Origin of the sequence: Streptomyces solicamelliae (assembly GCF_045348655.1) — a bacterium.
Lineage (GTDB): Bacteria > Actinomycetota > Actinomycetes > Streptomycetales > Streptomycetaceae > Streptomyces > Streptomyces solicamelliae.
Window position 1 is genome coordinate 5075219 of the sequence record NZ_CP160404.1, and the last position, 26511, is coordinate 5101729.

Here is a 26511-nt window from a genome sequence, read left to right on the forward strand (position 1 = left end):
CTGAGGCGGGCCTGGGCGGGTGCCTAAGACGTCCCGGGAGGCGCCTAAGGCACCCCGTACGCCGAACATCCGGCACTCTCCCCATGTGGCCCACCCCCCTGGGCGGCGAAGGTGGAGTCATCGCAAGGAGCGATGCCGAAACCCCCAGGGAGACCACGATGTTCGCGTACGAACTCCACCGCATCCAGCACGCCGACCTCGTCCGCGAGGCCGAGGCCCAGCGCCTCGCCCAGGAGGCCGCCCGCGCCCGGTCCGGGCACCGGGAATCCGAAGGGCGGGTGAGCGCCGAACGGAACCGCTTCGCGCCGGCGGCGTGATCACCCGTACGAGCGGCGGGCCGGGCACCTGTGCGATGCTCGGCGACGTGGAGACCAGGTCCGTCAGTCCCGTGTTCGTCGGCAGGGCCGGCGAACTGACCGCCCTCGCCCAGGCGCTGGCCGCCGCCGCGGCCGGTGAGCCCCAGGCGCTGATCGTCGGCGGCGAGGCGGGGGTCGGAAAGACCCGCCTCGTCGAGGAGTTCACCGCCGCGGCCCGCGCCGCCGGCGCGGTCGTCGCGGTCGGCGGCTGCGTCGAGATCGGCGCGGACGGCCTGCCCTTCGCCCCGTTCTCGACCGCCCTGCGCGCCCTGCACCGGGCCCTGCCCGCCGAACTCGCCGCCGCGGCCGCCGGGCAGGAGCAGGAACTCGCCCGGCTGCTGCCCGAACTCGGCGACGTCGGCCACGCCCCGTCCCACGAGGACAGCACCGCCCGGCTGTTCGAGCTGACCGTTCGGCTCCTGGAGCGGCTGGCCGCCGAACGGACCGTCGTCCTCGTCCTGGAGGACCTGCACTGGGCGGACGCCTCCACCCGGCACCTGCTGTCGTACCTCTACCGCACCCTCGGCCGCGGCCGCATCGTCGTCGTCGCCACCTACCGCTCCGACGACATCCACCGCCGCCACCCGCTGCGGCCGCTGCTCGCCGAAATGGACCGGCTGCGCACCGTCCACCGCGTCGAACTCGCCCGGTTCACCCGCGCCGAGGTGCACCGCCAGCTCACCGGCATCCTCGCCGCCGAGCCCGAACCGGCCACCGTCGACGCCGTCTACGCCCGCTCCGACGGCAACGCCTTCTTCGTCGAGGAGCTCATCACCGCCAACGCCTGCGGCTGCGAGCTCAGCGAGTCCCTGCGCGACGTGCTGCTGGTCCGCGTCGAGACGCTGTCCGAGACCGCCCAGCGGGTCGCCCGGATCGTCGCCGAGGGCGGCTCCACCGTCGAGTACCCGCTGCTCGCCGCGGTCGCGCGGCTCCCCGAGGACGACCTGATCGAGGCGCTGCGGGCGGCCGTCGGCGCCAACATCCTGCTCGCCACCCCGGACGGCGACGGATACCGCTTCCGGCACTCCCTCGTGCGCGAGGCCGTCAGCGACGACCTGCTGCCCGGCGAGCGCTCCCGGCTCAACCGCCGCTACGCGGAGGCCCTGGAGGCCGACCCCGGCCTCGTCCGCGCCGACGAGCGGGCCACCCGGCTCGCCTCGTACTGGTACCACGCGCACGACGCCCTGAAGGCGCTGCCCGCGGTGCTCCTCGCCTCCGTCGAGGCGCGCAAGCGGTACGCGTACGCCGAGCAGCTGCAGCTCCTCGAACGCGCCATGGAACTCTGGGACGAGGTCCCCGACGAGGTGCGGGACACGCTGCGGCCCGTCGACCCCACGGAGTCGTTCCCCTCCTGCGGCTGCGACCCGTGGACCTCGCCGCTGCGCCACCTCGACCTGCTCGCCGAGGCCGCCGTCGCCGCGCGGCTGGGCGGGGAGCGCGAACGCGCCCTGAAGATCGTCAAGATGGCGCTGCGGATGCTGGAGGAGGAGAACGACCCGCTGCGCTCCGCCTGGTTCTGGACCGAGCGCTCCCGGATCGTCTCCGCGATGGGCCGCGGCGACGGCTGGGCGGAGATCGCGACGGCGCAGGAGCTGGTGAAGGGGCTGCCGCCGTCGTCGGTGCACGCCCTCGTGCTGGCGATCGCCGCGGGCTGGGGCATGATCCGCCGGCCCGGGCCGGAGAGCCTGGCGGCGGCCGAGCGCGCCGTCGAGTACGCCCGGCTGGTCGGCGACGAGCCGATCGCGCTCAAGGCCCGGCTGACCCGCGGCTCGCTGCTGGTCGCGGCGGGGGACGTGGAGACCGGGCTCGCGGAGATGCGCGAGGTCCTGGAACGGTCCTCCGCCGTCGGCCTGATGGCCGAGGCCCTGCGCGCCCATGTGAACCTCGGGTCCTGTCTGGAGGACCTCGGCCGGCCGCGCGACTCGGTGGAGGTCTGCGAGGCGGGGATCGCCGTGGCCGTCGCGCACGGTCTGCGCGACAGCGAGGGCTGGGTCCGGTCCAACCTCGTCGACTCGCTGGTGACGCTCGGCGAGTGGCAGGCGGCGCGGGAGCACGCCGAGGCGGTGCTGCAGACCACGCAGAGCGCCAAGCCGCGCGCCGCCGCGGCGGTGCGGCTCGCGCAGATGGCGGTCCTGAGCGGCGAACCCGCCGTCGGGCGCGGCCATCTCGCCCTGGCCCGCGAGTGGCTGGGCCGCAAGGACCCCATGGCGCAGTACACGCTGCCGATGGCCGAGGTCGACCTGCTGGTGGCGGCGGCGGAGGGCCGGCCGGCCGACGCCCGCGCGGTCCTGGAGGCCGCGGCCGACGACGCGCTCGTGACCGGCAAGCACCGGTACGTCTGGCCGCTGCTGCTCGCCGCGGCGACGGCCGAGGCGGACGCCGTGGGGCTGCCGGCCGCGGAGGAGGGCCGGGCCGGGGCGCTGGCCCGGATCTCCCGGCTGGTGCGGCGGGTCGCCGCGCCGGGACCGGTGTGGCAGGCGTACTCGCTGCACGTCTCCGCCGAGCTGGCGCGCGCCGAGAAGCGCGACGACGCGGCGCGGTGGGCGGCGGTGGTGGCCGCGTACGAGCCCCTCGAGGCGCCGTACCCGACGGCCCGCGTTCGGCACCGGCTCGCCGACGCGCTGCTCGCCGAGGGCGGCCGGCGTGAGGAGGCCGCCGGACTCCTCCGCTCGGCCCACGCCACGGCGCTGCGGCTGGGCGCCCGCCCGATGGCCGAGGAGCTCGAACTCCTGGCCGCCCGCGCCCGGCTCTCGCTGACCGCGCCGGAGCCGGAACCGGCCGGCCCGGAGCCGGACGACGACGCCTTTGGCCTGACGCCGCGCGAGCAGGACGTCCTCGGGCTGGTCGCCGCCGGGCGCACCAACCGTCAGATCGCCGAGGAGCTGTTCATCTCCCCGAAGACCGCCAGTGTCCACGTCTCCAACATCCTCGCCAAGCTGGGCGTCGCGACGCGCGGCGAGGCGGCCGCGATGGCCCACCGGCTGCGGCTGCTGGAGCCGATGCCGTAGGGGTTTTCGCGGGTCAGCCGCTGTCGGGCCGGGGTTTTCGTACGGCGTCGTGGGCGGCCAGCGCGGCGCGCAGCGTCAGCACGTCGGCGCCGCGGGCGGCGTCGAGGCCGGTGAGTTCCGTGGCCTTGCGCAGGCGGTAGTCCACCGTGTTCGGGTGCACCTGGAGCTCCGCCGCGGCCTTGCGGCGGTCGAGGCTGCAGGTGAGGAACGCGCGCAGGGTGTCGAGGAGTTCGGGGCGTCCGTCCAGCGGGCCGAGCAGCGCCGCGAGCCCGTCCCTGGCCGGGCCCGGGCGGCTGAGCTGGTACTCGAGCAGCACGTCGTCGAGCAGGTACAGGCCGGGTCCCCGGCCGGACGCCTCCGCCGCCTCGCGCACCTCGCCTGCCAGCCGCGCCGCCTCGGCGACGCCCTCCGGCGCGGCGGGCACCGCCGCGGCCAGCAGGTCGGCGCCGCACATCCGGCCGAGCTGTTCGACCAGCCAGGCCAGCCGGTCCCGGTCCGCGCGGCCGAAGTCGGCGGCCGGCGTCTCGTACGGCACCAGCACCAGGCCGCCGCTGCCGGACAGCACCGACAGCGGGACCCCCGTCGTCTGGCGCTGCAGTTCGTTGCGGAGCCGGCGGAGCTTGCGGCGCGCGGCGACCGAGTGGTTGACGCCGGGCGCCAGTTCGTCGGGGTGCGGGCCCACGGTGATGCTCAGCACCAGGTAGCAGGGCGGCAGCCGGATGCCGGCACGGTCGGCGGCGACCTGTGGGCTGCCGCCCTCGATGAGCCGGGACAGCAGCGACTGCAGGGCGACCTGCTGGTCGCTGAGGGCCATCTGCCGCTCCTGCACATAGCCGGAGGCGACCGCGCAGCTCACCAGCCGCAGATACGCGAACAGTTGGCGCTGGACCAGCAGGACGTCGGGCAGGTCGCCGGGTTCGGCCGTCGAGAAGACCCGGGCCGCGCACTCCTCCGCGCCCAGGTGGTAGGCGCCGACCACGGCCTCCAGCGGCACGCCCTCGTCGGCCCGGCGGGCGGACGACTCGCGGATCGCGGCCTGCTCGGCCGGGCCCGGCAGCTCGCCGGTGCGCAGGACGTCGGCGACGCTCCGGATGCCGCGCATCACCTGCTTCGCGATGTCGCCGCCCAGATGCTCCGACGGCAGCGTCCCGTACACGGGCAACTGCTCGACGAGACGGTCCATCACCGCCCGTTCCAGCATCGCGGCGGAGGTCTTGAGCCGCTGGTGGACCGGAACACCGCCGAACCGGGGCGCCGAATCACCTTGCGCGGCAGCAGTGTCGCTTTGCGCGGCATTGGATGCGGTCACAATCCACCTCGCCAATCTCTGTTGTCCGCCCCGGAGACGCGGCCGCACACCGGCTCCATGATGTTCTCCGGGACATCCCCTACTCGGTGGTAACACGTCCGGCAGGCAGCTGACCAGACGTGGCGGACCCCGGCCACGTCGTTTCACCGGACTTCCCCGTGCCACCCGACCCGCAGCACCACCCGCGCAGAGAGCCGCTGTCGCACACCCCCACGAAACGAGGAACCCCATGTCCAAGGCCGCAGTCCGCCTGACCGCCGTCGCCCTCGCCACCGCGGCGGTCATGACCGCCGCGCCGACCGCCGTCGCCGCCGCCCCGTCCACCGCGTCCGCGCCGGCCACGACGAGCACGACGAGCACGGCGACGACGAGCGACCCCTTCTACACCTACGACGGCAGCAAACCCCTGGCCTCGTACGCGCCGGGCGCCGTCCTGAAGACCCGGACGCTGCAGTACCACCTCATCGGCATTCCCACGCCCCTGAAGGCCGTCCAGCTGCTCTACCGCACCACCGACGCCCAGGGCAGGCCCGCCGCCAACGTGACCACGGTGGTGCGCAGTCTGACGGGCGACCGCAGCAAGGCGGTGTCCTACCAGTCCTTCTACGACTCCCTGAACCCGGAGGACGGGCCGTCCCGGGCGATCGCCGGCGACCTCTCGCTGGGCGGCCTCATCCCGAACGTCGAGGCGGTCTTCATCGCACCGCTGCTGGCGAAGGGCTACGACGTCGTCATTCCGGACACCGAGGGCCAGCAGGCGAACTTCGCCGCCGGACCGGAGTACGGCACCAACACGCTCGACTCGATCCGCGCCGCCACCGCGTCGGAGCAGACCGGACTCACGTCCGGCACCGCCTTCGGCCTGCTCGGCTACTCCGGCGGAGCCATCGCGACCAACTGGGCGGCCGCGCTCGCCCCGAGCTACGCCCCCGACGTCAACCGCAGGCTGGTCGGCTACGCCGAGGGCGGGCTGCTCGTGGCCCCGGCGCACAACCTGAAGTTCGTGGACGGCTCGCTGACCTGGTCCGGCGTCATCCCCATGGCGGTCATCGGCGTCTCCCGCTCCTACGACATCGACCTCCAGCCCTACCTCAGCGACTACGGCCAGAAGGTCTACAAGGAGCTGGAGGACGGCTCCATCATCGACGCCCTCGGCCGCTACCCCGGGCTGACCTGGAAGAAGATGGCGAAGCCGGCCTACGCCGACCCCAACTCGATTCCCGCCTTCCTCACGGCCGTCAACAAGCTCAACCTCGGCTCCGCCGCCACCCCGACCATCCCCGGCTTCATCGCCCAGGGCGACGCGGGCGTCCTGGAGGGCACCTTCAGCAACCGCCCGGGGATCGGCACCGGCGACGGCGTCATGGTCTCCGGAGACGCGCGGGCGCTCGCCCGGCAGTACTGCGCCACCGGCGACCAGGCCGTCGAGTACCGCCAGTACGAGCTGCTCAGCCACCTGGGCACGGCCCTGCCCTGGGCGCCCGTCGCGCTGGGCTGGCTCGACGACCGCTTCGCCGGCCGGACCGCCCCGTCCGACTGCGGCCGCATCCCCGCCGGCAACTCGCTGGCGCCGGAGCAGCCCGTCTCGCCGTCCTGACCGCTCAGTCCTTCCCGGGTCCGTCCGCCGGATCGGCGGGCGGGCCCGGCACCCGTATCGTGACGCGGCCGGAGCCGAGGTCTATCGGGCCCCGGGAGGGGTCGTTGTCGCCGGCGTCCTCACGGGTGAGGGCCAGGCGCTGCCGCTCCTCCTCCTGGTGGCGGCGGCCCGGGGCGAAGAGTTCGTCGAGCGAGCTGAACATCGGCTAACGCACCTCCAGGCGCAGGATCTTGTCGTCCCCCGGCCCCGGGCTGCCGCGGCCGTCGGTCTCGCTGGTCACCAGGAGCAGACCCCCGCCGCCGGTCGCCAGGACCGTCCGCAGGCGGCCGTGGTCGCCCTCCAGGAACGCCTCGGGCGCCGCCGAGGACGTCTCACCGGCCAGGGGGATGCGCCACAGCCGCTCGCCGCGCAGGCCCGCCATCCAGATCGAGCCCTGCGCGTACGCGATGCCGCTCGGCGAGGCCTCGTCCGTACGCCACTGGGCCACCGGGTCCACGAAGCCGGCCCGGCCGCCCTTGCCCTCGACCTCGGGCCAGCCGTAGTTCTTCCCCGCCCGCACCAGGTTCAGCTCGTCCCAGGTGTTCTGGCCGAACTCCGCCGCCCACAGCCGCTTCGCCGAGTCCCAGGCGAGCCCCTGCACATTGCGGTGGCCCCACGAGTACACCACCGAGTCCGCCGCCGGATTGCCCGGCGCAGGCCGGCCGTCCGGCGTCATTCTCAGGATCTTGCCGCCCAGCGACTCCCGGTCCTGGGCCAGCCCGGTGTTCCCGGTCTCGCCGGTCCCCGCGTACAGCATCCCGTCGGGGCCGAACGCGATCCGCCCGCCGTTGTGCACCACGCCCTTCGGGATGTCCCGCAGCACCGTGTCCGGCGCGCCGATCTGCTGCCCGGCCGGCTTCTTCTCGTCGTACCGCAGCCGGGCGATCCGGTTGTCCGACTCGGTGGTGAAGTACGCGTACACCTGGCGGTCCTGGGCGAAGTCGGGGGAGACCGCCAGCCCCAGCAGCCCGCCCTCGCCGCCCGGCGCCACGCCCGGCACCGAGCCGACCTGCGTCTTGCGCCCCGTCTGCGCGTCGACCCGGGTGAGCGTGCCCTCGTCACGCGAGGCGACCAGCAGGTCCCCGTCCGGCAGCGCCACGAGCCCCCACGGCGACTTCAGGTCCTCGGTGACCGTCCCCGCCACCCGCACCGAGCCCTTCGCAGGCGGCGCCGACCCGGAGGGTGCGGGCCCGGTCGCCGTACGCGACGGGCTCTCCGTCCCCGCGGGCGCCGCCCCGCCCGCGTCCGACGAGCAGCCCGTCACCAGCACCATCAGCAGCCCGGCCGCCACGGCCGTCCCGGCATGTCGTCGCATGGTTCCGACCCCTTCCTCGACGGACCGGCCACCCCGGCCGCCCGCAGCCCCACGTACGGAAAACACCGCACGGGCCGCCCAGGGTTCCCGGTCCATTCGAATTCGCCCGAACGGGAGGGTCCGCTCGTCTTCGCCCGAACGGGAGGGTCCGCTCGTCCTCCGCCCCCGGAGCCCCGGTCAGTCCCAGGACCCCCGCGCCCCCGGCAGCGCCCTGATCTCCCGCAGGTCCGCCTCCGTCAGCGTCAGCTCCGCCGCGCCGGCGTTCTCGCGTGCCCACCGTTCCCGCTTCGTCCCCGGCACCGGCACCACGTGCCGTCCCGCCGCCAGGATCCACGCGAGTGCCACCTGCGCCGGGGTGACCCCGTCGCCGTGCCGTGCCGCCACCCGCCGCAGGCCCGCGACCAGGGGCTGGTTCGCGGCCATCATCTCCGCCGTGAAGCGGGGGTGCCGGGCCCGCAGGTCGTCCGGCTCGAAGCCGCCGCCCGGCGTCAGCGTCCCGGTCAGGAAGCCGTTCCCGAGCGGCATCCCCGCCAGGAACCCCACGCCCCGCGAGGCGCACCACGGCAGCAGCCGGTCCAGCGCCTCCGGCGACCACACCGACAGCTCCGCCTGCACCGCGCTCACCGGGAACACCTGCTGCACGCGTTCGAGTTGACGGATCGTTCCCTCGTACGGATCGCGCCTCACGTCGCCCCAGCGCCGCCTCGCCCGCGCGCCCATCGCGCACACCCCGAGCGCGCGCACCTTGCCCGCGGCGACCAGCTCCGCCATCGCGCCCCAGGTCTCCTCCACCGGCACCTCGGGGTCGGGGCGGTGCAGCTGGTACAGGTCGATCACATCCGTCTGCAGCCGCCGCAGCGAGGCGTCGCAGGCCCTGCGCACGTACCCGGGGCGGCCGTTGGCCACCACATGGCCGTCGCCGACGAGCAGTCCGACCTTCGTCGAGAGGAACGCCTCCGCCCGGCGCTCCTTCAACACCCGCCCGATCAGCAGTTCGTTGGTGAACGGGCCGTACATGTCGGCCGTGTCGAGCAGGTTCGCCCCGGCGTCGAGGGCCGTGTGCACCGTCCGCAGTGAACGGTCGCCGCGCTGCGACGAGCTGCTGTACGCCCAGCTCATCGGCATGCAGCCGAGGCCGATCGCACCCACTTCGAGCGCCGCCGCCCCGATTGTCCTGCGCTCCACGTGCCGGTACCCCTCCCTGTGCCGCTCCCCAAAGTAACCAATGACCTGCCGAATTCTTCGCATAGCCTCCCGGGCATGAGAGTTGACGACACAACCGCTGACGTGTGGCTTCCGATCCCGGCGGCCGAGATCGACGGACTGCCCGACCCGGGCGCGTCGGGTCTGCGCTACCTGCACTGGGACGGCGGCCCCGAGTTCCCCGCCGACCCGGCCCGCTGCGCCTACTACGTGGTGCCGTACATGAAGGGCAGCGAGATCGCCGTGCGCCCGCTCGCCGGCATGACGTCGGTGCGGGTGGTGCAGACCCTGTCCGCCGGCATCGACCACGTCACTCCGGGCCTGGGCGACCTCCGCCCCGGGGTGCGCCTGTGCAACGCCAAGGGCGTCCACGAGGCCAGTACCGCCGAGCTGACGCTCGCCCTGATCCTCGCCTCGCTCCGTGACATCCCGGGCTTCGTACGCGGCCAGGACGCCGAGGAGTGGCGGGCCGGCTTCTACCCGGCGCTCGCCGACAAGTCCGTGCTGATCGTCGGCTACGGCTCCATCGGCGCGGCCGTCGAGGACCGGCTCGCGCCCTTCGAGTGCGCGCGGGTGGCGCGCGTCGCGCGCTCCGCCCGTGCCACGGAGCGCGGCCCGGTGCACGCGCTGGCCGAACTGCCGGCCCTGCTGCCCGAGGCCGACGTGGTGGTGCTCACCACCCCGCTCACCCCGCAGACCAGGCATCTCGCCGACGCGGACTTCCTCGCGCGGATGAAGGACGGCGCCCTCCTCGTGAACGTCGCGCGCGGTCCGGTGGTGGACACGAAGGCGCTGCTCGCGGAGGTGGAGAGTGGCCGGATCACCGCGGCACTCGATGTCACCGACCCGGAACCGCTGCCGCCCGGCCACCCCTTGTGGCACGCTCCCGGTGTCCTGGTCACCCCGCACGTGGGGGGCTCCACGTCGGCCTTCATGCCGCGCGCCAAGCGGCTGATCGCCGGTCAGCTGACCCGGTTCGCGGCTGGTGAGGAGCTCGCCAACGTCGTGCTGACGACCTGACCGCCCCGGCGGTCGCGCGGCACACGACGGACACGCTCCGGATGTGAACGTGTGCGCGGAGTACCGACGATCAGTTGATCGTCACGGAGCGTAGACGGACCCTGTCCCTGCGTGACAATCCTGGTGTATCGTCCGGAGCGGGGGACTGCGTCGAGTAAGGGTATGACGCCGGGGAGTGACGTGACGGGTCATCAGATTCCGAGGGGGGCGACGGGTGATGTACGGCCGAAGGACCGACGATCCGACGCGGCGGGGCCGTCGTCGGCGACCCTCCCGCGCCCCGAAGCGGCGCACCAGGCCGCCGGTGCGCACGAAGCCGCCCTCCAGGGACCTCCGATGAGTGCCCCGGGAGCGCTCCTCGGCCGCCGCCCGGTCCGCGGCGGCGGACCCGCGGGCGGCGGGGGCGGCCCCGCCCGCCGGCCGGACCCTCCGCCCGGCGTGGGCCGCACCCTCGCCGGCCAGCTCGCCCTCGCCGTCACCTGTGCCGGCTACGCGGCCGGCGCCGCCCTCGGCTGGGGCTCCCCGCGACTGGCCCTGATCATGGGGGACTTCGGGCTCAGCGCCGCCGCCCTCGCCGCTGCGGTCTCCTGCTTCCTCTACGGCCGGCTGCGCGACATCCGCTTCCGGCCCGCCTGGCTCCTGTTCGCCTTCTCCTCCGCCATGGCCGCCTGCGGAAACGCGGTCTGGGGGTGGTACGAGGTCGTCCTCGAACAGGACGTGCCCGGCCGCTCCCTGGCCGACGTGTTCTTCCTGCTCTTCGCGCCGCCCGCCATCGTCGGCCTCCTCGTCCTCGCCAAGAAGCCCGTCACCAGGGCCGGCTGGGTCTGCCTCGTGCTCGACGCCTGGCTCATCGGCGGCTCCCTGCTGACGCTCTCCTGGAGCCTCGCCCTCGCCCACACCACGCACTTCCAGGGCGAGAGCGTCGCCCAGGCCGCCCTCTCGCTCGCCTACCCGCTGCTCGACATCGTGCTCGTCAGCATGGTCCTGGCCCTGCACTTCCGCCGCTCCAACGCCAACCGCTCGGCCACCAACACCGCGATCGCCGCCCTGGCGCTCACCGTGCTGTGCGACGCCCTGTTCACCTCCCCGCTGCTGCGCGAGAGCTACCGCTCCGGCCAGCTGCTCGACGCCGGCTGGTTCGCCGGCTCGCTGCTCCTCGCGTACGCGCCCTGGGGCGTGCGCCGGACCGTCGAGCCCACCGGCCCGCCCCGCCCGCCGCGCGACCGGAGCCGCCCCGTCGCGGGCTCGCTCGCCGCCCTCACGCCCTACCTGGCGGCGGCCGTGTGCACCCTGGGCATCCTGTACAACGTCACCGAGGGACGCAGAGTGGACCGCGTGGTCGTCTTCACCGGCTGCACCGTCGTGCTCGCCCTCGTCGTCCGGCAGGGCATCATGCTGCTCGACAACATCGCGCTGACCCATGAACTGGCGCAGAAGGAGAACCACTTCAGGTCCCTCGTCCAGGGATCCAGCGACGTCATCATGATCGCCGCGCCGAGCGGCATACTCCGGTACGTCAGCCCCGCCGCCTCCGGTGTCTACGGGCGCGAGGCCGACGAGCTGATCGGCTCCGAACTCGCCTCCCTGATCCATCCCGAGGACCTCGGGGCCGTGGTCCACGAGGTACGGCGCTTCCTCGCCGCCTCGCCCGTCGACGAGCCCACCACCCGCATCGAGTGCCGCTTCCGCTCGGGTCGCGGAGACTGGCTCAACGTCGAGTCCACCGTCAACCGTCACCAGGGCGGCCTGATCTTCAACAGCCGTGACGTCACCGAACGCGTCCGCCTCCAGGCCCAGTTGCGGCACAACGCCGAGCACGACCCGCTCACCGACCTGCCCAACCGCGCCCTGTTCACCGAACGGGTCCGCATGGCGCTCAGCGGCCGCCGGGCCGGCGACGCCGGAGCCGCCGTGCTCTTCATCGACCTCGACGGCTTCAAGGGCATCAACGACCGCCTCGGCCACCAGGCCGGCGACGAACTGCTGATCCAGGCCGCCCGCCGCCTCCAGGACTCCGTGCGCGCCGGGGACACCGCCGCCCGGCTCGGCGGCGACGAGTTCGCCGCGCTGATCCTCGGCGGCGGCGCCCGCGACCAGACTGCCCGCGAGTGTCAGGTCCACGAGATCGCCGACCGGCTCCGCCTCACGCTCTCCCGGCCGTACCGCGTCGAGGGCACCGAGGTGCGCGTCGCCGCCTCCATCGGCGTGGCCTTCGCCGAGCCCGGCATCAGCGCCGGCGACCTGCTGCGCAACGCCGACCTCGCCATGTACCGCGCCAAGGCGGGCGGCAAGGACCGCGTGGAGCTCTACGCCCCCCAGATGCAGGCCGAGGTCGTCCGCCGCACCGAACTCGCCGCACGGCTGCGCAGCGCCCTGCTCGACGGCGAGTTCGCCCTGCTGCACCAGCCGGTGGTGAACCTCGCCACCGGCCGGATCGCCGCCGTCGCCGCCCAGGCCCGCTGGCGCTCCGCCCAGGGCATCCTGTTCACCCCGGCCGAGTTCCTGCGGGTCGCCGACGACAACGACCGCACCGCCGAGCTGGGCCGCTGGCTCCTGGAGGAGGCCGTCGCCCAGGCCGCAGAGCGCGCCCGCCTCGGCCACCGCACCCCCGTGTCGATCCGGCTGCCCGCCCACCGGCTGCTCGACAAGTCGCTGCCGCTCGGCTCCGTCGAAGCCCTGCTCACGAGACACGAGCTGCCCTCCGGCGCGCTGATCATCGAACTCGCCGACAGCGACCCGCGGATCTCCTTCGACGAGCTGGAGCAGCGGCTGCTCGCCCTGCGCCGGCTCGGCGTACGGATCTCCCTGGACGGCTTCGGCAGCGGCTACGCGGCCATCAACGCGCTGCGCCGGCTCCCCGTCGACGTACTGAAACTGGACAGGGGACTGGTCGAGGGCGTCGTCGAGTCCGCCCGGCTGCGCAAGATCACCGCCGGGCTGCTCCGGATCGCCTGCGACCTCGGCATGCAGTCGGTGGCCGACGGCGTGGACGTCCCCGAGCAGGTGCTCGCGCTGCGCGCCATGGGCTGCACCCACGGCCAGGGCATGGCCTTCTCCGGCCCGCTGGACGAATACCGGTTGCGCCGCGCACTGGTCCGGGACGACTATCCGGTTCCCGGCGGCGTACCCGCTCTGAGCGGCCGGATCCGTACCACCGGACGTCCCCCGTTCCGCTCACATACTGAGACGCGCGTCCCACCCACTTGACAGTGGTAGTGCGTCGGGGGGAGGGTCAGTGCCATGCGCACCCGAATTCTCGTACTTGGAAAGCGCGTCGGCTGAAGCAGGGCCTCGACGGTCCCGCTCGTGACACACCCGACGCGCTCCCCTCGCTTGCCACTTGGCACGAGGGGTTTTTTGTTGCACTGGCACTCGTCAAAACCCGCTCAAACCTCGCGAAACCCCCAGCGACACCCCAGCGAAAACCCTCAGCTTCGAGAAGAGAATGCCGATGACCGAGCAGGCCTCCGGGGCCCACCATCCGCAGCCGCGGGCCCGTACCGGCGGACAGCCCTCCGCCACCGTTGAGCACGTCACGGGCGCGCAGTCCCTCATCCGCTCTCTCGAGGAAGTGGGGGCCGACACCGTCTTCGGCATTCCCGGCGGCGCCATCCTCCCCGCGTACGACCCGATGATGGACTCCACCAAGGTCCGTCACGTCCTCGTCCGGCACGAGCAGGGCGCCGGCCACGCCGCGACCGGTTACGCGCAGGCCACGGGCAAGGTCGGCGTCTGCATGGCCACCTCCGGCCCGGGCGCGACCAACCTGGTCACCCCGATCGCCGACGCGCACATGGACTCCGTCCCGCTGGTCGCGATCACCGGCCAGGTGTCCTCCAAGGCGATCGGTACCGACGCCTTCCAGGAGGCGGACATCTGCGGCATCACGATGCCGATCACCAAGCACAACTTCCTGGTCACCAAGGCCGAGGACATCCCGCGGACCATCGCCGAGGCGTTCCACATCGCCTCCACCGGCCGCCCCGGCCCGGTCCTGGTCGACATCGCCAAGGACGCCCTGCAGGCGAAGACCACCTTCAGCTGGCCGCCGCAGACCGACCTGCCCGGCTACCGCCCGGTCACCAAGCCGCACGCCAAGCAGATCCGCGAGGCCGCGAAGCTGATCACCGGCGCCAAGCGCCCCGTCCTGTACGTCGGCGGCGGGGTGCTCAAGGCCGGCGCCACCGCGGAGCTGAAGGTCCTCGCCGAGCTGACCGGCGCCCCGGTCACCACCACCCTGATGGCGCTGGGGGCGTTCCCCGACAGCCACCCGCAGCACGTCGGCATGCCCGGCATGCACGGCGCGGTCACCGCCGTCACCGCGCTGCAGAAGGCCGACCTCATCGTCGCCCTCGGCGCCCGCTTCGACGACCGCGTCACCGGCAAGCTGGACAGCTTCGCCCCGTTCGCCAAGATCGTCCACGCGGACATCGACCCGGCCGAGATCGGCAAGAACCGCACCGCCGACGTGCCGATCGTCGGCGACGCCCGCGAGGTCATCGCCGACCTGGTCCAGGCCGTCCAGGCCGAGCACAGCGAGGGCAGCCGGGGCGACTACAGCGCCTGGTGGAGCGACCTGAACCGCTGGCGCGAGACCTACCCGCTCGGCTACGACCTGCCGGAGGACGGCAGCCTCTCGCCGCAGCAGGTCATCCAGCGCATCGGCGAGCTCGCCCCGGCCGACACCATCTACGCGGCCGGCGTCGGCCAGCACCAGATGTGGGCCGCCCACTTCATCAACTACGAGAAGCCCGCCACCTGGCTGAACTCCGGCGGCGCCGGAACCATGGGCTACGCGGTCCCCGCCGCCATGGGCGCCAAGGCCGGCATGCCGGACCGCCCGGTCTGGGCGATCGACGGCGACGGCTGCTTCCAGATGACCAATCAGGAACTGGTCACCTGCGCCCTGAACAACATCCCGATCAAGGTCGCCATCATCAACAACGGCGCCCTCGGCATGGTCCGCCAGTGGCAGACGCTGTTCTACAACCAGCGCTACTCGAACACGGTCCTGCACTCCGGCCCGGACGACGTCAACCCGGAGGCCCGCGGCACCCGCATCCCGGACTTCGTCAAGCTGTCCGAGGCCATGGGCTGCGTCGCCCTGCGCTGCGAGGACCCGGCGGACCTCGACAAGGTCATCGAGCAGGCCAACGCCATCAACGACCGCCCCGTCGTCATCGACTTCATCGTCCACGAGGACGCCCAGGTCTGGCCGATGGTCGCCGCCGGCACCTCCAACGACGAGGTCATGGCCGCGCGCGGAGTCCGCCCGGACTTCGGCGACGGCGAGGACGACTGAGAGCCCGAGAGAGAGACAGCGAGAACACCATGTCCAAGCACACCCTCTCGGTCCTGGTCGAGAACACCCCCGGCATCCTGGCCCGCATCGCCGCGCTCTTCTCCCGCCGCGGCTTCAACATCGACTCGCTCGCCGTCGGTGTCACCGAGCACCCCGACATCTCCCGCATCACCATCGTGGTCAATGTCGAGGACCTGCCGCTGGAGCAGGTGACCAAGCAGCTCAACAAGCTGGTCAACGTCCTGAAGATCGTCGAACTCGAGCCCAGCGCCGCGATCCAGCGCGAGCTCGTCCTGGTGAAGGTCCGCGCCGACAACGAGACCCGCTCCCAGATCGTCGAGATCGTCCAGCTGTTCCGCGCCAAGACCGTGGACGTCTCGCCCGAGGCGGTCACCATCGAGGCCACCGGTTCGAGCGACAAGCTCGACGCGATGCTCAAGATGCTGGAGCAGTTCGGCATCAAGGAGCTCGTCCAGTCGGGCACGATCGCCATAGGGCGTGGCGCCCGGTCCATCACGGACCGGTCCCTGCGGGCCCTCGACCGTTCGGCCTGACCGGCCGTTCCGGCCGACGCGACCGTTCCGCCTGACGAGACCAGAAGACTTCCCTTCCCCCTCCCGCCGTACGGTGGGAAGCAACACCAGCACACAAGGAGAATCCCAGTGGCCGAGCTGTTCTACGACGACGACGCCGACCTGTCCATCATCCAGGGCCGCAAGGTCGCGGTGATCGGTTACGGCAGCCAGGGCCACGCCCACGCGCTGTCGCTCCGCGACTCGGGTGTCGACGTCCGCGTCGGTCTGCACGAGGGCTCCAAGTCCAAGGCCAAGGCCGAGGAGCAGGGTCTGCGCGTGGTCACGCCTGCCGAGGCGGCCGCCGAGGCCGACGTCATCATGATCCTCATCCCGGACCCGATCCAGGCGAAGGTGTACGAGGAGGCCATCGCGCCGAACCTGAAGGACGGCAAGGCGCTGTTCTTCGCCCACGGCTTCAACGTCCGCTTCGGCTTCATCAAGCCCCCGGCCGGCGTCGACGTCGCCCTGGTCGCCCCGAAGGGCCCGGGCCACCTGGTCCGCCGCCAGTACGAGGAGGGCCGCGGCGTCCCCGCGATCGCCGCCGTCGAGCAGGACGCGACCGGCAACGCCTTCGCCCTGGCGCTCTCCTACGCCAAGGCCATCGGCGGCACCCGCGCCGGCGTGATCAAGACCACCTTCACCGAGGAGACCGAGACCGACCTGTTCGGTGAGCAGGCCGTCCTCTGCGGTGGCGCGTCCGCGCTGGTCAAGGCGGGCTTCGAGACCCTGGTCGAGGCCGGCTACCAGCCGGAGATCGCGTACTTCGAGTGCCTCCACGAGCTGAAGCTGATCGTGGACCTCATGTACGAGGGCGGCCTGGAGAAGATGCGCTGGTCCGTCTCCGAGACCGCAGAGTGGGGCGACTACGTCACCGGCCCGCGGATCATCACCGACGCCACCAAGGCCGAGATGAAGCAGGTCCTCGCCGAGATCCAGGACGGCACCTTCGCCAAGAACTGGATGGACGAGTACCACGGCGGTCTGAAGAAGTACAACGAGTACAAGACCCAGGACGAGAAGCACCTCCTGGAGACCACCGGCAAGGAGCTGCGCAAGCTCATGAGCTGGGTGAACGACGAGGAGGCGTAAGCCTCCGGCCGCGGGGCCGGACACGATGTCCGGCCCCGCGGCACATCATTGGACAGTCAGTCCAACCACGGACGGGTGATCCTTCCGCCACGGCGGAATGGATGCACCCGTCCGGCACTACACTCTTGAACAACATCGCGTCAGGCCCACAGCGTCGTGCGTCTTCCACGCGGCTAGCCCCTCCACCGCCTGCGGCCGTCGGGACGGCCGTCCGCACTGCCTCTGTGAGGATTCACGTGAGCTCGAAACCTGTCGTACTCATCGCTGAAGAGCTGTCGCCCGCCACCGTCGACGCGCTCGGCCCGGACTTCGAGATCCGGAGCTGCAACGGCGCGGACCGCGCCGAGCTGCTGCCCGCCATCGCCGACGTGGACGCGATCCTGATCCGCTCCGCCACCAAGGTCGACGCCGAGGCCATCGCCGCCGCCAAGAAGCTGCGTGTCGTCGCCCGCGCCGGCGTCGGCCTGGACAACGTGGACGTCTCCGCCGCCACCAAGGCCGGCGTGATGGTCGTGAACGCCCCGACCTCCAACATCGTCACCGCCGCCGAACTCGCCTGCGGTCTGCTCGTCGCCACCGCGCGCAACATCCCGCAGGCCAACACCGCGCTGAAGAACGGCGAGTGGAAGCGCTCGAAGTACACCGGCGTCGAGCTCAGCGAGAAGGTCCTCGGCGTCGTCGGCCTCGGCCGCATCGGTGTCCTGGTCGCCCAGCGGATGTCCGCGTTCGGCATGAAGATCGTCGCGTACGACCCCTACGTGCAGCCGGCCCGCGCCGCCCAGATGGGCGTGAAGCTGCTGTCCCTGGACGAGCTGCTCGAGGTCGCCGACTTCATCACCGTCCACCTGCCGAAGACCCCGGAGACCCTCGGTCTCATCGGCGACGAGGCGCTGCACAAGGTCAAGCCGACCGTCCGGGTCGTCAACGCGGCCCGTGGTGGCATCGTCGACGAGGCCGCGCTGTACTCCGCCCTCAAGGAGGGCCGGGTCGCAGGCGCCGGTCTCGACGTGTACGCGAAGGAGCCCTGCACGGACTCCCCGCTCTTCGAGCTCGACCAGGTCGTCTGCACCCCGCACCTCGGCGCGTCCACGGACGAGGCCCAGGAGAAGGCCGGCATCGCGGTCGCCCGCTCGGTGCGTCTGGCGCTCGCCGGCGAGCTGGTCCCGGACGCGGTCAACGTCCAGGGCGGCGTCATCGCCGAGGACGTGAAGCCGGGTCTGCCGCTGGCCGAGCGGCTCGGCCGGATCTTCACCGCGCTGGCCGGCGAGGTCGCGGTCCGGCTCGACGTCGAGGTGTACGGCGAGATCACCCAGCACGACGTGAAGGTGCTCGAACTCTCCGCGCTGAAGGGCGTGTTCGAGGACGTCGTCGACGAGACCGTCTCGTACGTGAACGCCCCGCTGTTCGCGCAGGAGCGCGGTGTCGAGGTGCGTCTGACCACCAGCAGCGAGTCCCCGGACCACCGCAACCTGGTGACCGTGCGCGGCACGCTCTCCGGCGGCGAGGAGGTCGCGGTCTCCGGCACGCTGGCCGGCCCCAAGCACTTCCAGAAGATCGTCGGCATCGGCGACTACGACGTGGACCTGGCACTCGCCGACCACATGGTCGTGCTGCGCTACGAGGACCGCCCGGGTGTCGTCGGCACCGTCGGCCGGATCCTCGGCGAGGCGGGTCTGAACATCGCGGGCATGCAGGTCGCCCGTGCCGAGGAGGGCGGCGAGGCGCTGGCCGTGCTGACCGTGGACGACACCGTCCCGGCGAACGTGCTGGCCGACCTGGCCGCGGCGATCGGCGCGACCTCGGCCCGTGTGGTGAACCTGGTCTGACGCCCGGCGGATCCTCCGGCCGTGCACCCGCGTACCCGGGTCTTAGACGTTCGTCTTACACGGACGTCTAAGGTCCGGGTACAGTGCTGTCATGGGACACAAGGAAGACCTGCTGGAGGGCGCCAAGCGCTGTCTCCTGGAGAAGGGGTACGGGCGCACCACCGCCCGCGACATCGTCGCCGCCTCCGGCACCAACCTCGCCTCCATCGGCTACCACTACGGCTCCAAGGACGCCCTGCTCCAGCAGGCCTTCCTCGCGCTGACCGAGGAGTGGGGCGAGCAGGCCGGCCCGGCCGAGGAGGTCCGCAAGGACCTGCCCGCCGACCCCTACCGGCGTTTCCACGACGTCTGGGAACGGCTGATCGCCACCGCCGGGGACAGCCGCCCGCTGTGGAAGCTGCAGACCGAGGTGGTCACCCGCCTCGACGACGACGAGAAGCTGCGCGAGGCGATCCGTGAACCCCAGCGCGAGGGCCGGCTCGGCATGGCGGAGGGCTTCCTCGGCCTCGACCCCGAGGCCGACCCGGAGAAGGCGCGGGTCGCCGGCCTGCTGGTACAGGCCCTCGCGACCGGCGTGATGATCCAGTGGATGGTCGACCCGGAGACCGCGCCGTCCGCCGACGACCTGACGGAGGGCCTCAAGGTCCTGATGGGGGAGCGGGACTGACGGGGCGCCGGATTCCTGCGGTTCAGCGCCAGGGGATGTTCCGCCAGGGGCTGCCCTCGTGCTCGGTGAGGGCCCGGTGGGCGGCCACGTTCCCCTCGTGCCACCGCCCGTACTCCTCGCCGTCGAACCGCAGCACCCGCCCCAGCGCGTACCCCGCCGAGTACTCCTGCCACGACCGGTACGCGGACCGGCTCAGCGCCCCCGCGTGGACGATCGCCTGCTCGGCCTCCGGCGGCGAGCAGAACCGCGCCGACAGCCCCCAGCGGGCCATGTTGACCGCCCGCCCGTAGTCGTACGCGACCGTCGTCCGCACCCGCCCGTCCGGTGGCAGCAGCCCGTCGGCGCGGAACCGGGCCTCGTACCGCAGGATGCGCCGCACCAGCTCCTCGATGTGCCGCACCGACGCCGGGCTCGCGCCCAGGTCCTGGGCGTGCCCGGCGGCCGTCTCCCGCCACAGGTCGGGCGACGGCGGCTCGCCGCCGCTGATCCGCAGCTGCTCCCGGATCCGCAGCGCGAAGTCCGGCTCGGGCGGGCTGTTGCGCGCGTCGAGCAGCGCGTTCAGCTCCTGCTGCCAGCCGGTCCGGTCGGTGACGTCCCAGGACTCGCGGAGCGTGTCCAGCTCGTCGGTGTAGCCGTGGTACGCGGTGCCGACCTCGTTCCACGGCACACCGTTCACGAAGGCCAGGTGGGCGCCGCAGGCCAGCCCGTACGCGAGCGGACCGTGCAGCGCGCCGTGCCGCAGGGCGACCAGCCGGTCGCCGGGGCCCCGCTCCTTCTCGGCGTACGCCCGCATCCACAGCGCCCGGTGCTCGGGCTGGGCGGGCAGCAGGAGCTGGCCCGGCGTACCGCCGTTGACGGCGAGCAGCAGCCGCGGGTCGTGCCAGGGGAACTCGGCGGCCCACTTCAGCGTGACGCCGTGGAACACCCAGTCGGGGTGCCAGGGCGGCAGCATCCCGCGGGTCAGGATCGGCCGGACGAGCGGCCCGCCCGCGATCTGCAGCGGCCGCCAGTAGACGGAGTCCGGTGCGGCGTCGACCTCCGCCCGCGGCGCGCCGACGAAGAGCTGCGCCTCGGCCAGGACGCGCAGCTGCCCCTCGACGTCACCGCGCATGGCCGCCTCGTGCAGCCGCTGCTCGGTCTCGGTGGGCGGGATCCAGGGAGCGGGGTGCGGGGTGGTCATGACCATGGGATGTTCCGGTAGGGGGCGGAGGGGTCCTGGGTGAGCGCCCGGTGGACGGCGACGGACTCCCGGTACAGCGGCTCGGGGTCGCCCTCGTCGAAGTGGATCAGCCGGGCGAGCAGATAGCCGAGCGAGTACGCGGACCAGGAGTCGTAGGACCGCAGCGCGGGTCCGAGCACCTTGAGCACCGACTGCTCGGCCTCGTACGGGTCGCAGTACCGCGCGCCCAGCGCCAGCCGGACGACGTTCACGGCCCGGCCGTGGTCGAAGGCGGCGAGGGTGTCGACCCGCCCGCCGGGCGGCAGCAGCCCGTCGACGCGGAACCGCCCCTCGTAGTGCGCGATCTTCCGCAGGAACCCGTCGGCCTCCGCGCGGTCGCCGGAGTACGGGTCGTCGAAGGCGGCGGCGACCTCCGCGGCCCACTGCTCCGGCCCCGGCTCGGCGCCGTGCCGCTGCACGAGCCGCCGCCGCACCGCGAGCACCGACTCCGGAATCCGCCCCACGAGCCGGGTGGCGATCAGGGAGTCGAGGGTGTCGCGGAACCCGGCCCGGTGGGTGACGCCCCAGGGCCTGCGGAGCCGGGCGACGTCGGAGGTGTAGTCCTGGTACTGGGCGCCGAGCTGGTTCCACACGATGCCGTTGACCACGGCGAGGTGAGCCCCGAGGGCCAGCGCCTGCGCGAGCGGCCCGTGCAGGTGGCCGCCCGCGTGGGTGAGCAGCCGCAGCCTCGCCGGGCCGCCGCCCCGGGCCTCCGCCTCCTGCCAGGCCCGCCGGTCGGCGGACCGGCCCGGCAGCGCCGCCGCGTACGGGGTGCCGTGGTTGACGGCCAGCCACCACTTCTCCGACGGCCACGCCTTGGCGAGTTCGGTCAGCGAGGTCTCCTGGAACACCCAGTCGGGATGCCACGGCGGCAGCATCCCCTCGGTGAGCACCGGCACCACCGTCCGCCGCGCCGCCTCGTCCCGCTGCGTCGGCAGCGGCGGCACGAACCCTGGCGCGTCGGCGTGCAGCCGCGCGACCAGCAGATACACCCGCGTCCGTCCGAGCACGTCCAGGACGCCGCCTTGATCCCCCCGCGCCGCGGCATCGCCGAGCGCCTGCTCGGCGGGCGTGGGCGCCCACCGACTCCCCGTAGTCATGTCCGAATCCTAATGACCGGCCGCGGCACGCCCGTTCACCGCCGGGCCGCCGCCCGCGCGCACGATGCGGAGACCAGCGCTCAGGACGTACTCTGCCGATCCGGACAGATCCGGTCCGGGATTCCGCTGGGCAGGCCGCTTCGGTCGTCGGGGGTGAGTTCGCGGCCGACCGCTGTGCAGAGGTGCCGTTTCCAGAGTGCGGGGTCGAGGCGGATCAGATCCGTAGCGCCGTCCACGTCCCGCAGAAGCGTTCTGCCGTCCTTGCTCGCAGCGAAGAAGGTCTGATCTGTGTCGAAGTCGTACGACTCGAAGCGGCCGGCGTCCGAAACGCTCTGGAATCGTACGGTGTTCCCGTTGGCCAGGAAGAACTCGCTGCCGTTTCTGGTGAAGCCGGCTCCCCACTCGCCACGGGAGTTCAGCGGTCCCAGCGGGCCCACGGTCCGCTCCGGTGGCTCTCCGGGCCGGATCGACCACAGCTCCAGCACGGAGCCCCGGGTCCGCACAGCGGCATAGCTCCCGCTTCTGACGATCTCGGAGACGTCCGGGCCGAGCCGCAGACGGAGTCCCTTGTCCTCCTTGCCGCTCCGCAGATCGACGATGTGCGAGACCGGCTCGCCCACCACCATGATCTGCACATGTCCCGGCCTGGGATACGCGCTCACCCGGAAGCCGGATTCGCCGGGCTGCTCGTCCGAGGAGTACAACGGTGGGGTGTTCCTGGTGAGGCCCAGTTCACGCGCGTCGAGCGTCCTCGAAAGACGGTGCCCGTTACGGGCGTCCCAGTGCTCGATCCGACTGCCGGAGACCGTCACGAGCTCGTCGCCCTCGCCGGTGAAGCGAAGTCGCAGCGGTTCCGGCGTCCCGTTCCTGTCGACCGGTGGCGGGACCGTGGTGACCTCCGCCAGCTTCCTCAGGGAGGGCAGCTCGTGGATCAGGACCTTGTCTCGGCCCACCACGTTGGCGGTCAGATCGCCGCGTCCGTTGACGGCCAGTACCTGACCCTGCAAGGACACGCTGGATGACCTGGGTACGTCCCTCGGTGGCAGCCTTGCTTCGGAGACGACCTTTCCGTCCGGGTCGACGACTGCCAGCCTGCTCTCCCTGAGTGTGGAGCTGTCGAGGACCCGGCCCAGGCGAGCGACCACAAGGTCTCCGTCGAGCAGCACCGGATGGTTGGTGATGAGGCTTGAATCACCGGGGTTGTCCTCGGTCAGTGAAGCACCGGTCACCGCCTCCGGGTCCCATGCGAAGACGACCGGACGGCTCGGCTCTCCAAGGAGCCTTTCGAGGGTGCCCGCTTGCCGAAGGCCGAGGGGGCCCGCCTGACGAGGGCCGGTGACGGATGTCGTCTTCGCGCCCCGCCGGTTGTCGACCAGCGTCCAGCCTCCGGAGCTGGCCTGCACCACGAAGCGCTTCCCCGTTGCGTCGGCGGCAACGTCTCCGCAGATCCCTGTGTTCTCGTCGTCGTAGCGGTTCAGCTCACGGCCGTCCGCCACGCGCAGAGACCGGTAGCGGACTGCGTCTTCGTCGTCCCCCAGCACCTGGCAGACGGTGATCACGCTGCCGTCACCCGACAAGGCACGCGCGGTATCGAACAACAAGGAGACACGGTCAGCTAGTTCACGCGATCGACCGGTCCGGATGTCCACGGCCGTCACTGTGGACACGTCTGTCGCGAGTGCGCGCCTCTCGACCAGAAGGGTGTTTCCCTCCGGTCCGAACCGCACCTGTCGTGCGTCGGTCGCGCGCCCGGGCACCTGCCGGGGCTGTTTCGTCTCCAGGTTCCATACCTGAAGCCGCTCATCGTCGGCCATCGTGACCAACCGCCTGCCGTCCGGGGAGAAATCTGCGAGGTAGGGGGAGTCGTTACGCAGCTGGTGGCTGCGGCCCTTACGCTCGATCGCGCCATCGTGAACACTGCTCGCGGGCCCCACCATGCTCCGCGCCCCGGCCGTCTGGGCGTGCACCTCACGCCAGTACAGATTGCCTTCCGTCGTCATGTAGGCGATCCGCCGCCCGTCCCTGCTGACGAGCGGCCTGAAGGCCAGCTCGGCGAGGCGTAGATGCTCCTGCAGCACACGCCCCTCTGCCGTACGGACGAACAGCGTGGCTCGCCCTTGCTCCGTCGTGGCAAGCACCACTCGGCCGTCCACACTCGACGCCACATCGGAGATCGGCCCCTCGGTGCCGCTCAACATCCAGGTGCTGCGCTTCAGTTGGTCGTACCGACGCAGCATCGCGCCACGGGCTTCCTCTGTCGGTGAGATCTCGTACGCCGCCATCGCGACCAGGGCGGCCTTCCCTCGGTCCTGCCTCGTCAGCTGATCCGAAAGGCGCGCAAGCGCCCGCGACCGTCCCTCCGCCGCCCGTTCCGCGCTCACCTGCGACTCCCGCACGAGGAACGTGACCAGCCCGGCGATCAGTACCAAGGCCAGGACCACCGCGACCCACCCCGCACTCACCTGAACGTGCCTGGCCCGTCGGCGCTGACGGGCCAGTGCCAGGAACTGTCGCTGTTCTTCGGTCAGATCCGCCTCCCGCTCCCGCAGCCTCTCTTCGAAGGCCGCGAGACGACGACTGCCCGGCAGCAGGTCGGCCGGGCTGTGCGCCTTCCGCCACCGCTCCACCTCGTGCTGCAGATCCGCCCGCGCCGCGAGGAAATCGGCATCGGCCCGGACCAGCTCTGCCAGCGCCGGCCATACCGTGATCAGCGCCTCGTGGGCCAGCTCCGCGCTCTCCGATCGGTCATCGCCGCCGTGCAGGACCAGCAGGCGCCGTTCGGCCAGTGCCTGCGCCAGGCGCCAGCGCCCTTCTCCGGCCTCTTCGCGTGTCAGGGCGCGCCGCAGCGGTGCCTCGCCGCCCGGCAGGAGCCGTACCAGCCCCGTCAGCAGCTGCCGTGCCTCGGCCTCACCCTCAGGTGTGACGCACTCCCGCCACGCCTTCTCGGCGTGGTGCCGCAGCGCACCGGACACCCCGCCGATTTCCTCGTACGTCGCAGCCCGCAACCGTCCGGCGGACCGCCGCTCCCACAACTGCGCCAGGACGAAGCCCAGCAGTGGCAGAATCCCCGGCTCGTCGCCGGCATCGTCCAGGATGCGCCGGTCAAGCCCGGGGTCGTACTCGACCGCCGGAATGTGCTTGAGCGGTTCGGTGATCACCTCGTGCAGCTGGTCCCGGGTCATGGGCGTGAGCGGGAGTGTCATGCCGCGCTTCAGTGCGGGGCCCAGGTGCGTGTGGCTCAGTGCGGCGCCCATGAGGTCGGCGCGCAGGGTGACGAGAATCCGTGAGCCGGCTGGTCGCCGTTCCGGGAACAGTAGTTCGACGGTCTCAGCGATCTCCGCCTCCGGGCGGTTCAGCAGCGCTTCAGCCTGGTCGAGTACGACCAGCAGCCGCGCCGCTGGGCGCCCGGTGATCCGGTGGAACGTGTCCGCAAGCCCTAACTCACGTAACCAGCGATCTACTTGGTCGGCGTCCTGCTCACGCGGCGGTCCATCCTGTTCCAGCCTCGCGATCTCGAACAGCTCGGTGGCGAGCGCGACCCGCAGGGAAGCGGAACGGGTGGCGTTCACCCGCAGAATCCGGTAGCCGTCCTGTCTCATCCTGGGTACCACACCGGCAAGCGCGAGTGACGACTTGCCGCAGCCCGACGGCCCGTACACGGTGATGGTGGGCTGTTCGCCCCGCAGGGCGTTGATCACTCGTTCGATGTCGTCGTTCCGGCCGAAGAAGACGTCCCGGTCGTTCTCCTCGAACGTGGACAGGCCGCGGAAGGGCGATGCCGGGCTCACGAACGGGGCGAGTTCGGGCACTTCCTTGAGCAGGGTTCTCATCCGCAGGACGAACGCCTGCTGGGCCTCGCGTACCGGTTGCGCCGCCACCATCAGCCCGACGGCGGCACCCAGCTCGTTGTCCCAGACAGGGCTGCCGCTGAAGCCACCCTTGACGTAGACGGCCTCACCGTCGGCCCGTGAGAGCTGGATCCAGCCCTGACGGGTGGGTCCGCGGAACCTGCCGCTCTGCCAGATCCCATCCGGACTGTCGTCGGTGAAGCCAACGGCGCGCGCATCGTGGTCCCATACGCCGCGCCGCGGTTCGACCACGGGAAGCGGACGGGCTCCGGGGATCGGGGCCCGCAACCGGAGGACAGCGATGTCCCCGGTGTGATCCGGTCGGATCGGTATCCAGCGCTGGACCTCGGCAGTGTGGTCGCCCCCGTGGACGCCGTCGGCGTGCCCGGCCAGTGGCACGTCGACCGTGACCTCGGTGCCGACCTCGACCGTGTCCTCCCGGGGTCGGTCCAGCGCGTCCGACACCACATGGGCGCAGGTCAGCACCAGGTCCGGAGAGATGACAAAACCTGCGCCGCCGATCGAACCGTCCGGTCCCTTGATGCGGAGTACGGCGGACACCAGTGCCAGCTCCGCCTCCTCGGTGTCCTGGCCTCGAACCCCCGTCACTGTGACCTCCGTGCCCCCGTTGTGTCCCGCGTCGGTCAACTCTCCTGCGAGGCGACTCCATCGGAGTTTCTCGCATCACCGCTGTTCCACGTCAGGCTCACGGAGAAGTTGGCCGCCGTCGCGGTACTCGCGATCACTACGTCGGCCTCGGCCGAAAGTGACACGCCGAACTCCAGAGTGATCTCGTCGGGAGCGTTCGCAAGCCCCTTGAACCGTCCCACAAAGCTCTCCGCCACGGGGCGCACGGTGTCCAGCATCTGCCCGAACGTTCGCTCGGCCCGCGCGACGGAGCGGCCTCCCCGGCCCACACGGACGAGCGTCTCGTCCACCTCTCGGATCTGAACACGCACGAACTCGTCATTGCCGTCACCCAGAGGAACTTCCACCGTGTGGACGGGTCGGTCGCTCATGACTCTCCTTCATCGCTTG

Annotated in this window: 18 protein-coding genes; 10 read left to right on the forward strand and 8 right to left on the reverse strand. The window is 72.0% G+C overall.

Going from position 1 to position 26511, the window contains the following annotated elements; all coding sequences use genetic code 11:
• Positions 1-158 precede the first annotated feature (158 nt).
• Complete coding sequence (locus ABZO31_RS23750; RefSeq protein ID WP_406863299.1) at positions 159-317, forward strand: hypothetical protein; 159 nt, start codon at positions 159-161, stop codon at positions 315-317.
• Positions 318-352: 35 nt separating this feature from the next.
• Positions 353-3364: a helix-turn-helix transcriptional regulator gene (locus ABZO31_RS23755; protein ID WP_406865450.1), complete on the forward strand. Its 3012-nt coding sequence runs from the start codon at positions 353-355 to the stop codon at positions 3362-3364.
• A 13-nt stretch (positions 3365-3377) separates the two neighbouring features.
• Here the strand turns inward: ABZO31_RS23755 and ABZO31_RS23760 are convergent, their stop codons facing one another.
• Entirely contained in the window at positions 3378-4673 is a 1296-nt protein-coding gene (locus ABZO31_RS23760; protein ID WP_406863300.1) for a PucR family transcriptional regulator, read from the reverse strand.
• A 229-nt stretch (positions 4674-4902) separates the two neighbouring features.
• On the opposite strand from ABZO31_RS23760, the gene ABZO31_RS23765 reads away from it, so the two are divergent.
• On the forward strand, positions 4903-6270 hold the full coding sequence (locus ABZO31_RS23765) for a lipase family protein (protein ID WP_406863301.1): 1368 nt from the start codon (positions 4903-4905) through the stop codon (positions 6268-6270).
• A gap of 4 nt (positions 6271-6274) precedes the next feature.
• On the opposite strand, the gene ABZO31_RS23770 is transcribed toward ABZO31_RS23765, so the two are convergent.
• From ABZO31_RS23770 to ABZO31_RS23780, 3 genes are all read right to left on the reverse strand, one after another.
• Positions 6275-6472, reverse strand: a complete 198-nt coding sequence (locus ABZO31_RS23770) for a DUF6191 domain-containing protein (protein WP_406863302.1) — start codon at positions 6470-6472, stop codon at positions 6275-6277.
• Positions 6473-6475: 3 nt separating this feature from the next.
• On the reverse strand, positions 6476-7624 hold the full coding sequence (locus tag ABZO31_RS23775; protein WP_406863303.1) for a PQQ-dependent sugar dehydrogenase: 1149 nt from the start codon (positions 7622-7624) through the stop codon (positions 6476-6478).
• 177 nt (positions 7625-7801) lie between these two features.
• Positions 7802-8809 (reverse strand): aldo/keto reductase, encoded by a 1008-nt coding sequence (locus ABZO31_RS23780; RefSeq protein WP_406863304.1) that lies wholly within the window; start codon positions 8807-8809, stop codon positions 7802-7804.
• A 75-nt stretch (positions 8810-8884) separates the two neighbouring features.
• Between ABZO31_RS23780 and ABZO31_RS23785 the strand changes: the two genes are divergently transcribed.
• From ABZO31_RS23785 to ABZO31_RS23815, 7 genes are all read left to right on the forward strand, one after another.
• On the forward strand, positions 8885-9847 hold the full coding sequence (locus ABZO31_RS23785; protein ID WP_406863305.1) for a 2-hydroxyacid dehydrogenase: 963 nt from the start codon (positions 8885-8887) through the stop codon (positions 9845-9847).
• A gap of 336 nt (positions 9848-10183) precedes the next feature.
• Positions 10184-13054, forward strand: a complete 2871-nt coding sequence (locus ABZO31_RS23790; protein WP_406863306.1) for a putative bifunctional diguanylate cyclase/phosphodiesterase — start codon at positions 10184-10186, stop codon at positions 13052-13054.
• Between the two features lie 238 nt (positions 13055-13292).
• Positions 13293-15149, forward strand: coding sequence for an acetolactate synthase large subunit (locus ABZO31_RS23795; protein ID WP_406863307.1), 1857 nt, complete (start codon positions 13293-13295; stop codon positions 15147-15149).
• 29 nt (positions 15150-15178) lie between these two features.
• Complete coding sequence (gene ilvN / locus ABZO31_RS23800) at positions 15179-15703, forward strand: acetolactate synthase small subunit (protein WP_019889675.1); 525 nt, start codon at positions 15179-15181, stop codon at positions 15701-15703.
• Between the two features lie 108 nt (positions 15704-15811).
• Positions 15812-16813, forward strand: coding sequence for a ketol-acid reductoisomerase (gene ilvC, locus ABZO31_RS23805; RefSeq protein WP_406863308.1), 1002 nt, complete (start codon positions 15812-15814; stop codon positions 16811-16813).
• Positions 16814-17049: 236 nt separating this feature from the next.
• Positions 17050-18639: a phosphoglycerate dehydrogenase gene (gene serA / locus ABZO31_RS23810; protein ID WP_406863310.1), complete on the forward strand. Its 1590-nt coding sequence runs from the start codon at positions 17050-17052 to the stop codon at positions 18637-18639.
• Positions 18640-18730: 91 nt separating this feature from the next.
• A complete protein-coding gene (locus tag ABZO31_RS23815; protein WP_406863311.1) occupies positions 18731-19306 on the forward strand; it encodes a TetR/AcrR family transcriptional regulator in 576 nt (191 codons plus the stop codon).
• A gap of 22 nt (positions 19307-19328) precedes the next feature.
• Here the strand turns inward: ABZO31_RS23815 and ABZO31_RS23820 are convergent, their stop codons facing one another.
• From ABZO31_RS23820 to ABZO31_RS23835, 4 genes are all read right to left on the reverse strand, one after another.
• A complete protein-coding gene (locus ABZO31_RS23820) occupies positions 19329-20492 on the reverse strand; it encodes a DUF1266 domain-containing protein (RefSeq protein ID WP_406863312.1) in 1164 nt (387 codons plus the stop codon).
• Positions 20483-21625 carry a DUF1266 domain-containing protein gene (locus ABZO31_RS23825; protein WP_406863313.1) on the reverse strand — a complete coding sequence of 381 codons (1143 nt, stop codon included), beginning with the start codon at positions 21623-21625 and terminating at the stop codon, positions 20483-20485. The genes ABZO31_RS23820 and ABZO31_RS23825 overlap by 10 nt, the downstream gene beginning before the upstream one ends.
• A gap of 80 nt (positions 21626-21705) precedes the next feature.
• On the reverse strand, positions 21706-26121 hold the full coding sequence (locus tag ABZO31_RS23830; RefSeq protein ID WP_406863314.1) for a trypsin-like peptidase domain-containing protein: 4416 nt from the start codon (positions 26119-26121) through the stop codon (positions 21706-21708).
• Positions 26118-26492 (reverse strand): CU044_2847 family protein, encoded by a 375-nt coding sequence (locus ABZO31_RS23835; RefSeq protein ID WP_406863315.1) that lies wholly within the window; start codon positions 26490-26492, stop codon positions 26118-26120. Before ABZO31_RS23835 ends, ABZO31_RS23830 begins: the two co-directional genes overlap by 4 nt.
• Positions 26493-26511 lie beyond the last annotated feature (19 nt).

What these genes read in the sequence shown, in the direction of transcription:
- ABZO31_RS23765 (WP_406863301.1), top strand. Translation starts at nt 4,903, where the DNA reads ATGTCCAAGGCCGCAGTCCGCCTGACCGCCGTCGCCCTCGCCACCGCG.
- ABZO31_RS23825 (WP_406863313.1), bottom strand. Translation starts at nt 21,625, where the DNA reads ATGACTACGGGGAGTCGGTGGGCGCCCACGCCCGCCGAGCAGGCGCTC.
- ABZO31_RS23815 (WP_406863311.1), top strand. Translation starts at nt 18,731, where the DNA reads ATGGGACACAAGGAAGACCTGCTGGAGGGCGCCAAGCGCTGTCTCCTG.
- ilvN (WP_019889675.1), top strand. Translation starts at nt 15,179, where the DNA reads ATGTCCAAGCACACCCTCTCGGTCCTGGTCGAGAACACCCCCGGCATC.
- ABZO31_RS23785 (WP_406863305.1), top strand. Translation starts at nt 8,885, where the DNA reads ATGAGAGTTGACGACACAACCGCTGACGTGTGGCTTCCGATCCCGGCG.
- ABZO31_RS23835 (WP_406863315.1), bottom strand. Translation starts at nt 26,492, where the DNA reads ATGAGCGACCGACCCGTCCACACGGTGGAAGTTCCTCTGGGTGACGGC.
- ABZO31_RS23750 (WP_406863299.1), top strand. Translation starts at nt 159, where the DNA reads ATGTTCGCGTACGAACTCCACCGCATCCAGCACGCCGACCTCGTCCGC.
- ABZO31_RS23775 (WP_406863303.1), bottom strand. Translation starts at nt 7,624, where the DNA reads ATGCGACGACATGCCGGGACGGCCGTGGCGGCCGGGCTGCTGATGGTG.
- ABZO31_RS23790 (WP_406863306.1), top strand. Translation starts at nt 10,184, where the DNA reads ATGAGTGCCCCGGGAGCGCTCCTCGGCCGCCGCCCGGTCCGCGGCGGC.
- ABZO31_RS23755 (WP_406865450.1), top strand. Translation starts at nt 353, where the DNA reads ATGCTCGGCGACGTGGAGACCAGGTCCGTCAGTCCCGTGTTCGTCGGC.
- ABZO31_RS23795 (WP_406863307.1), top strand. Translation starts at nt 13,293, where the DNA reads ATGCCGATGACCGAGCAGGCCTCCGGGGCCCACCATCCGCAGCCGCGG.
- ABZO31_RS23770 (WP_406863302.1), bottom strand. Translation starts at nt 6,472, where the DNA reads ATGTTCAGCTCGCTCGACGAACTCTTCGCCCCGGGCCGCCGCCACCAG.
- ABZO31_RS23820 (WP_406863312.1), bottom strand. Translation starts at nt 20,492, where the DNA reads ATGGTCATGACCACCCCGCACCCCGCTCCCTGGATCCCGCCCACCGAG.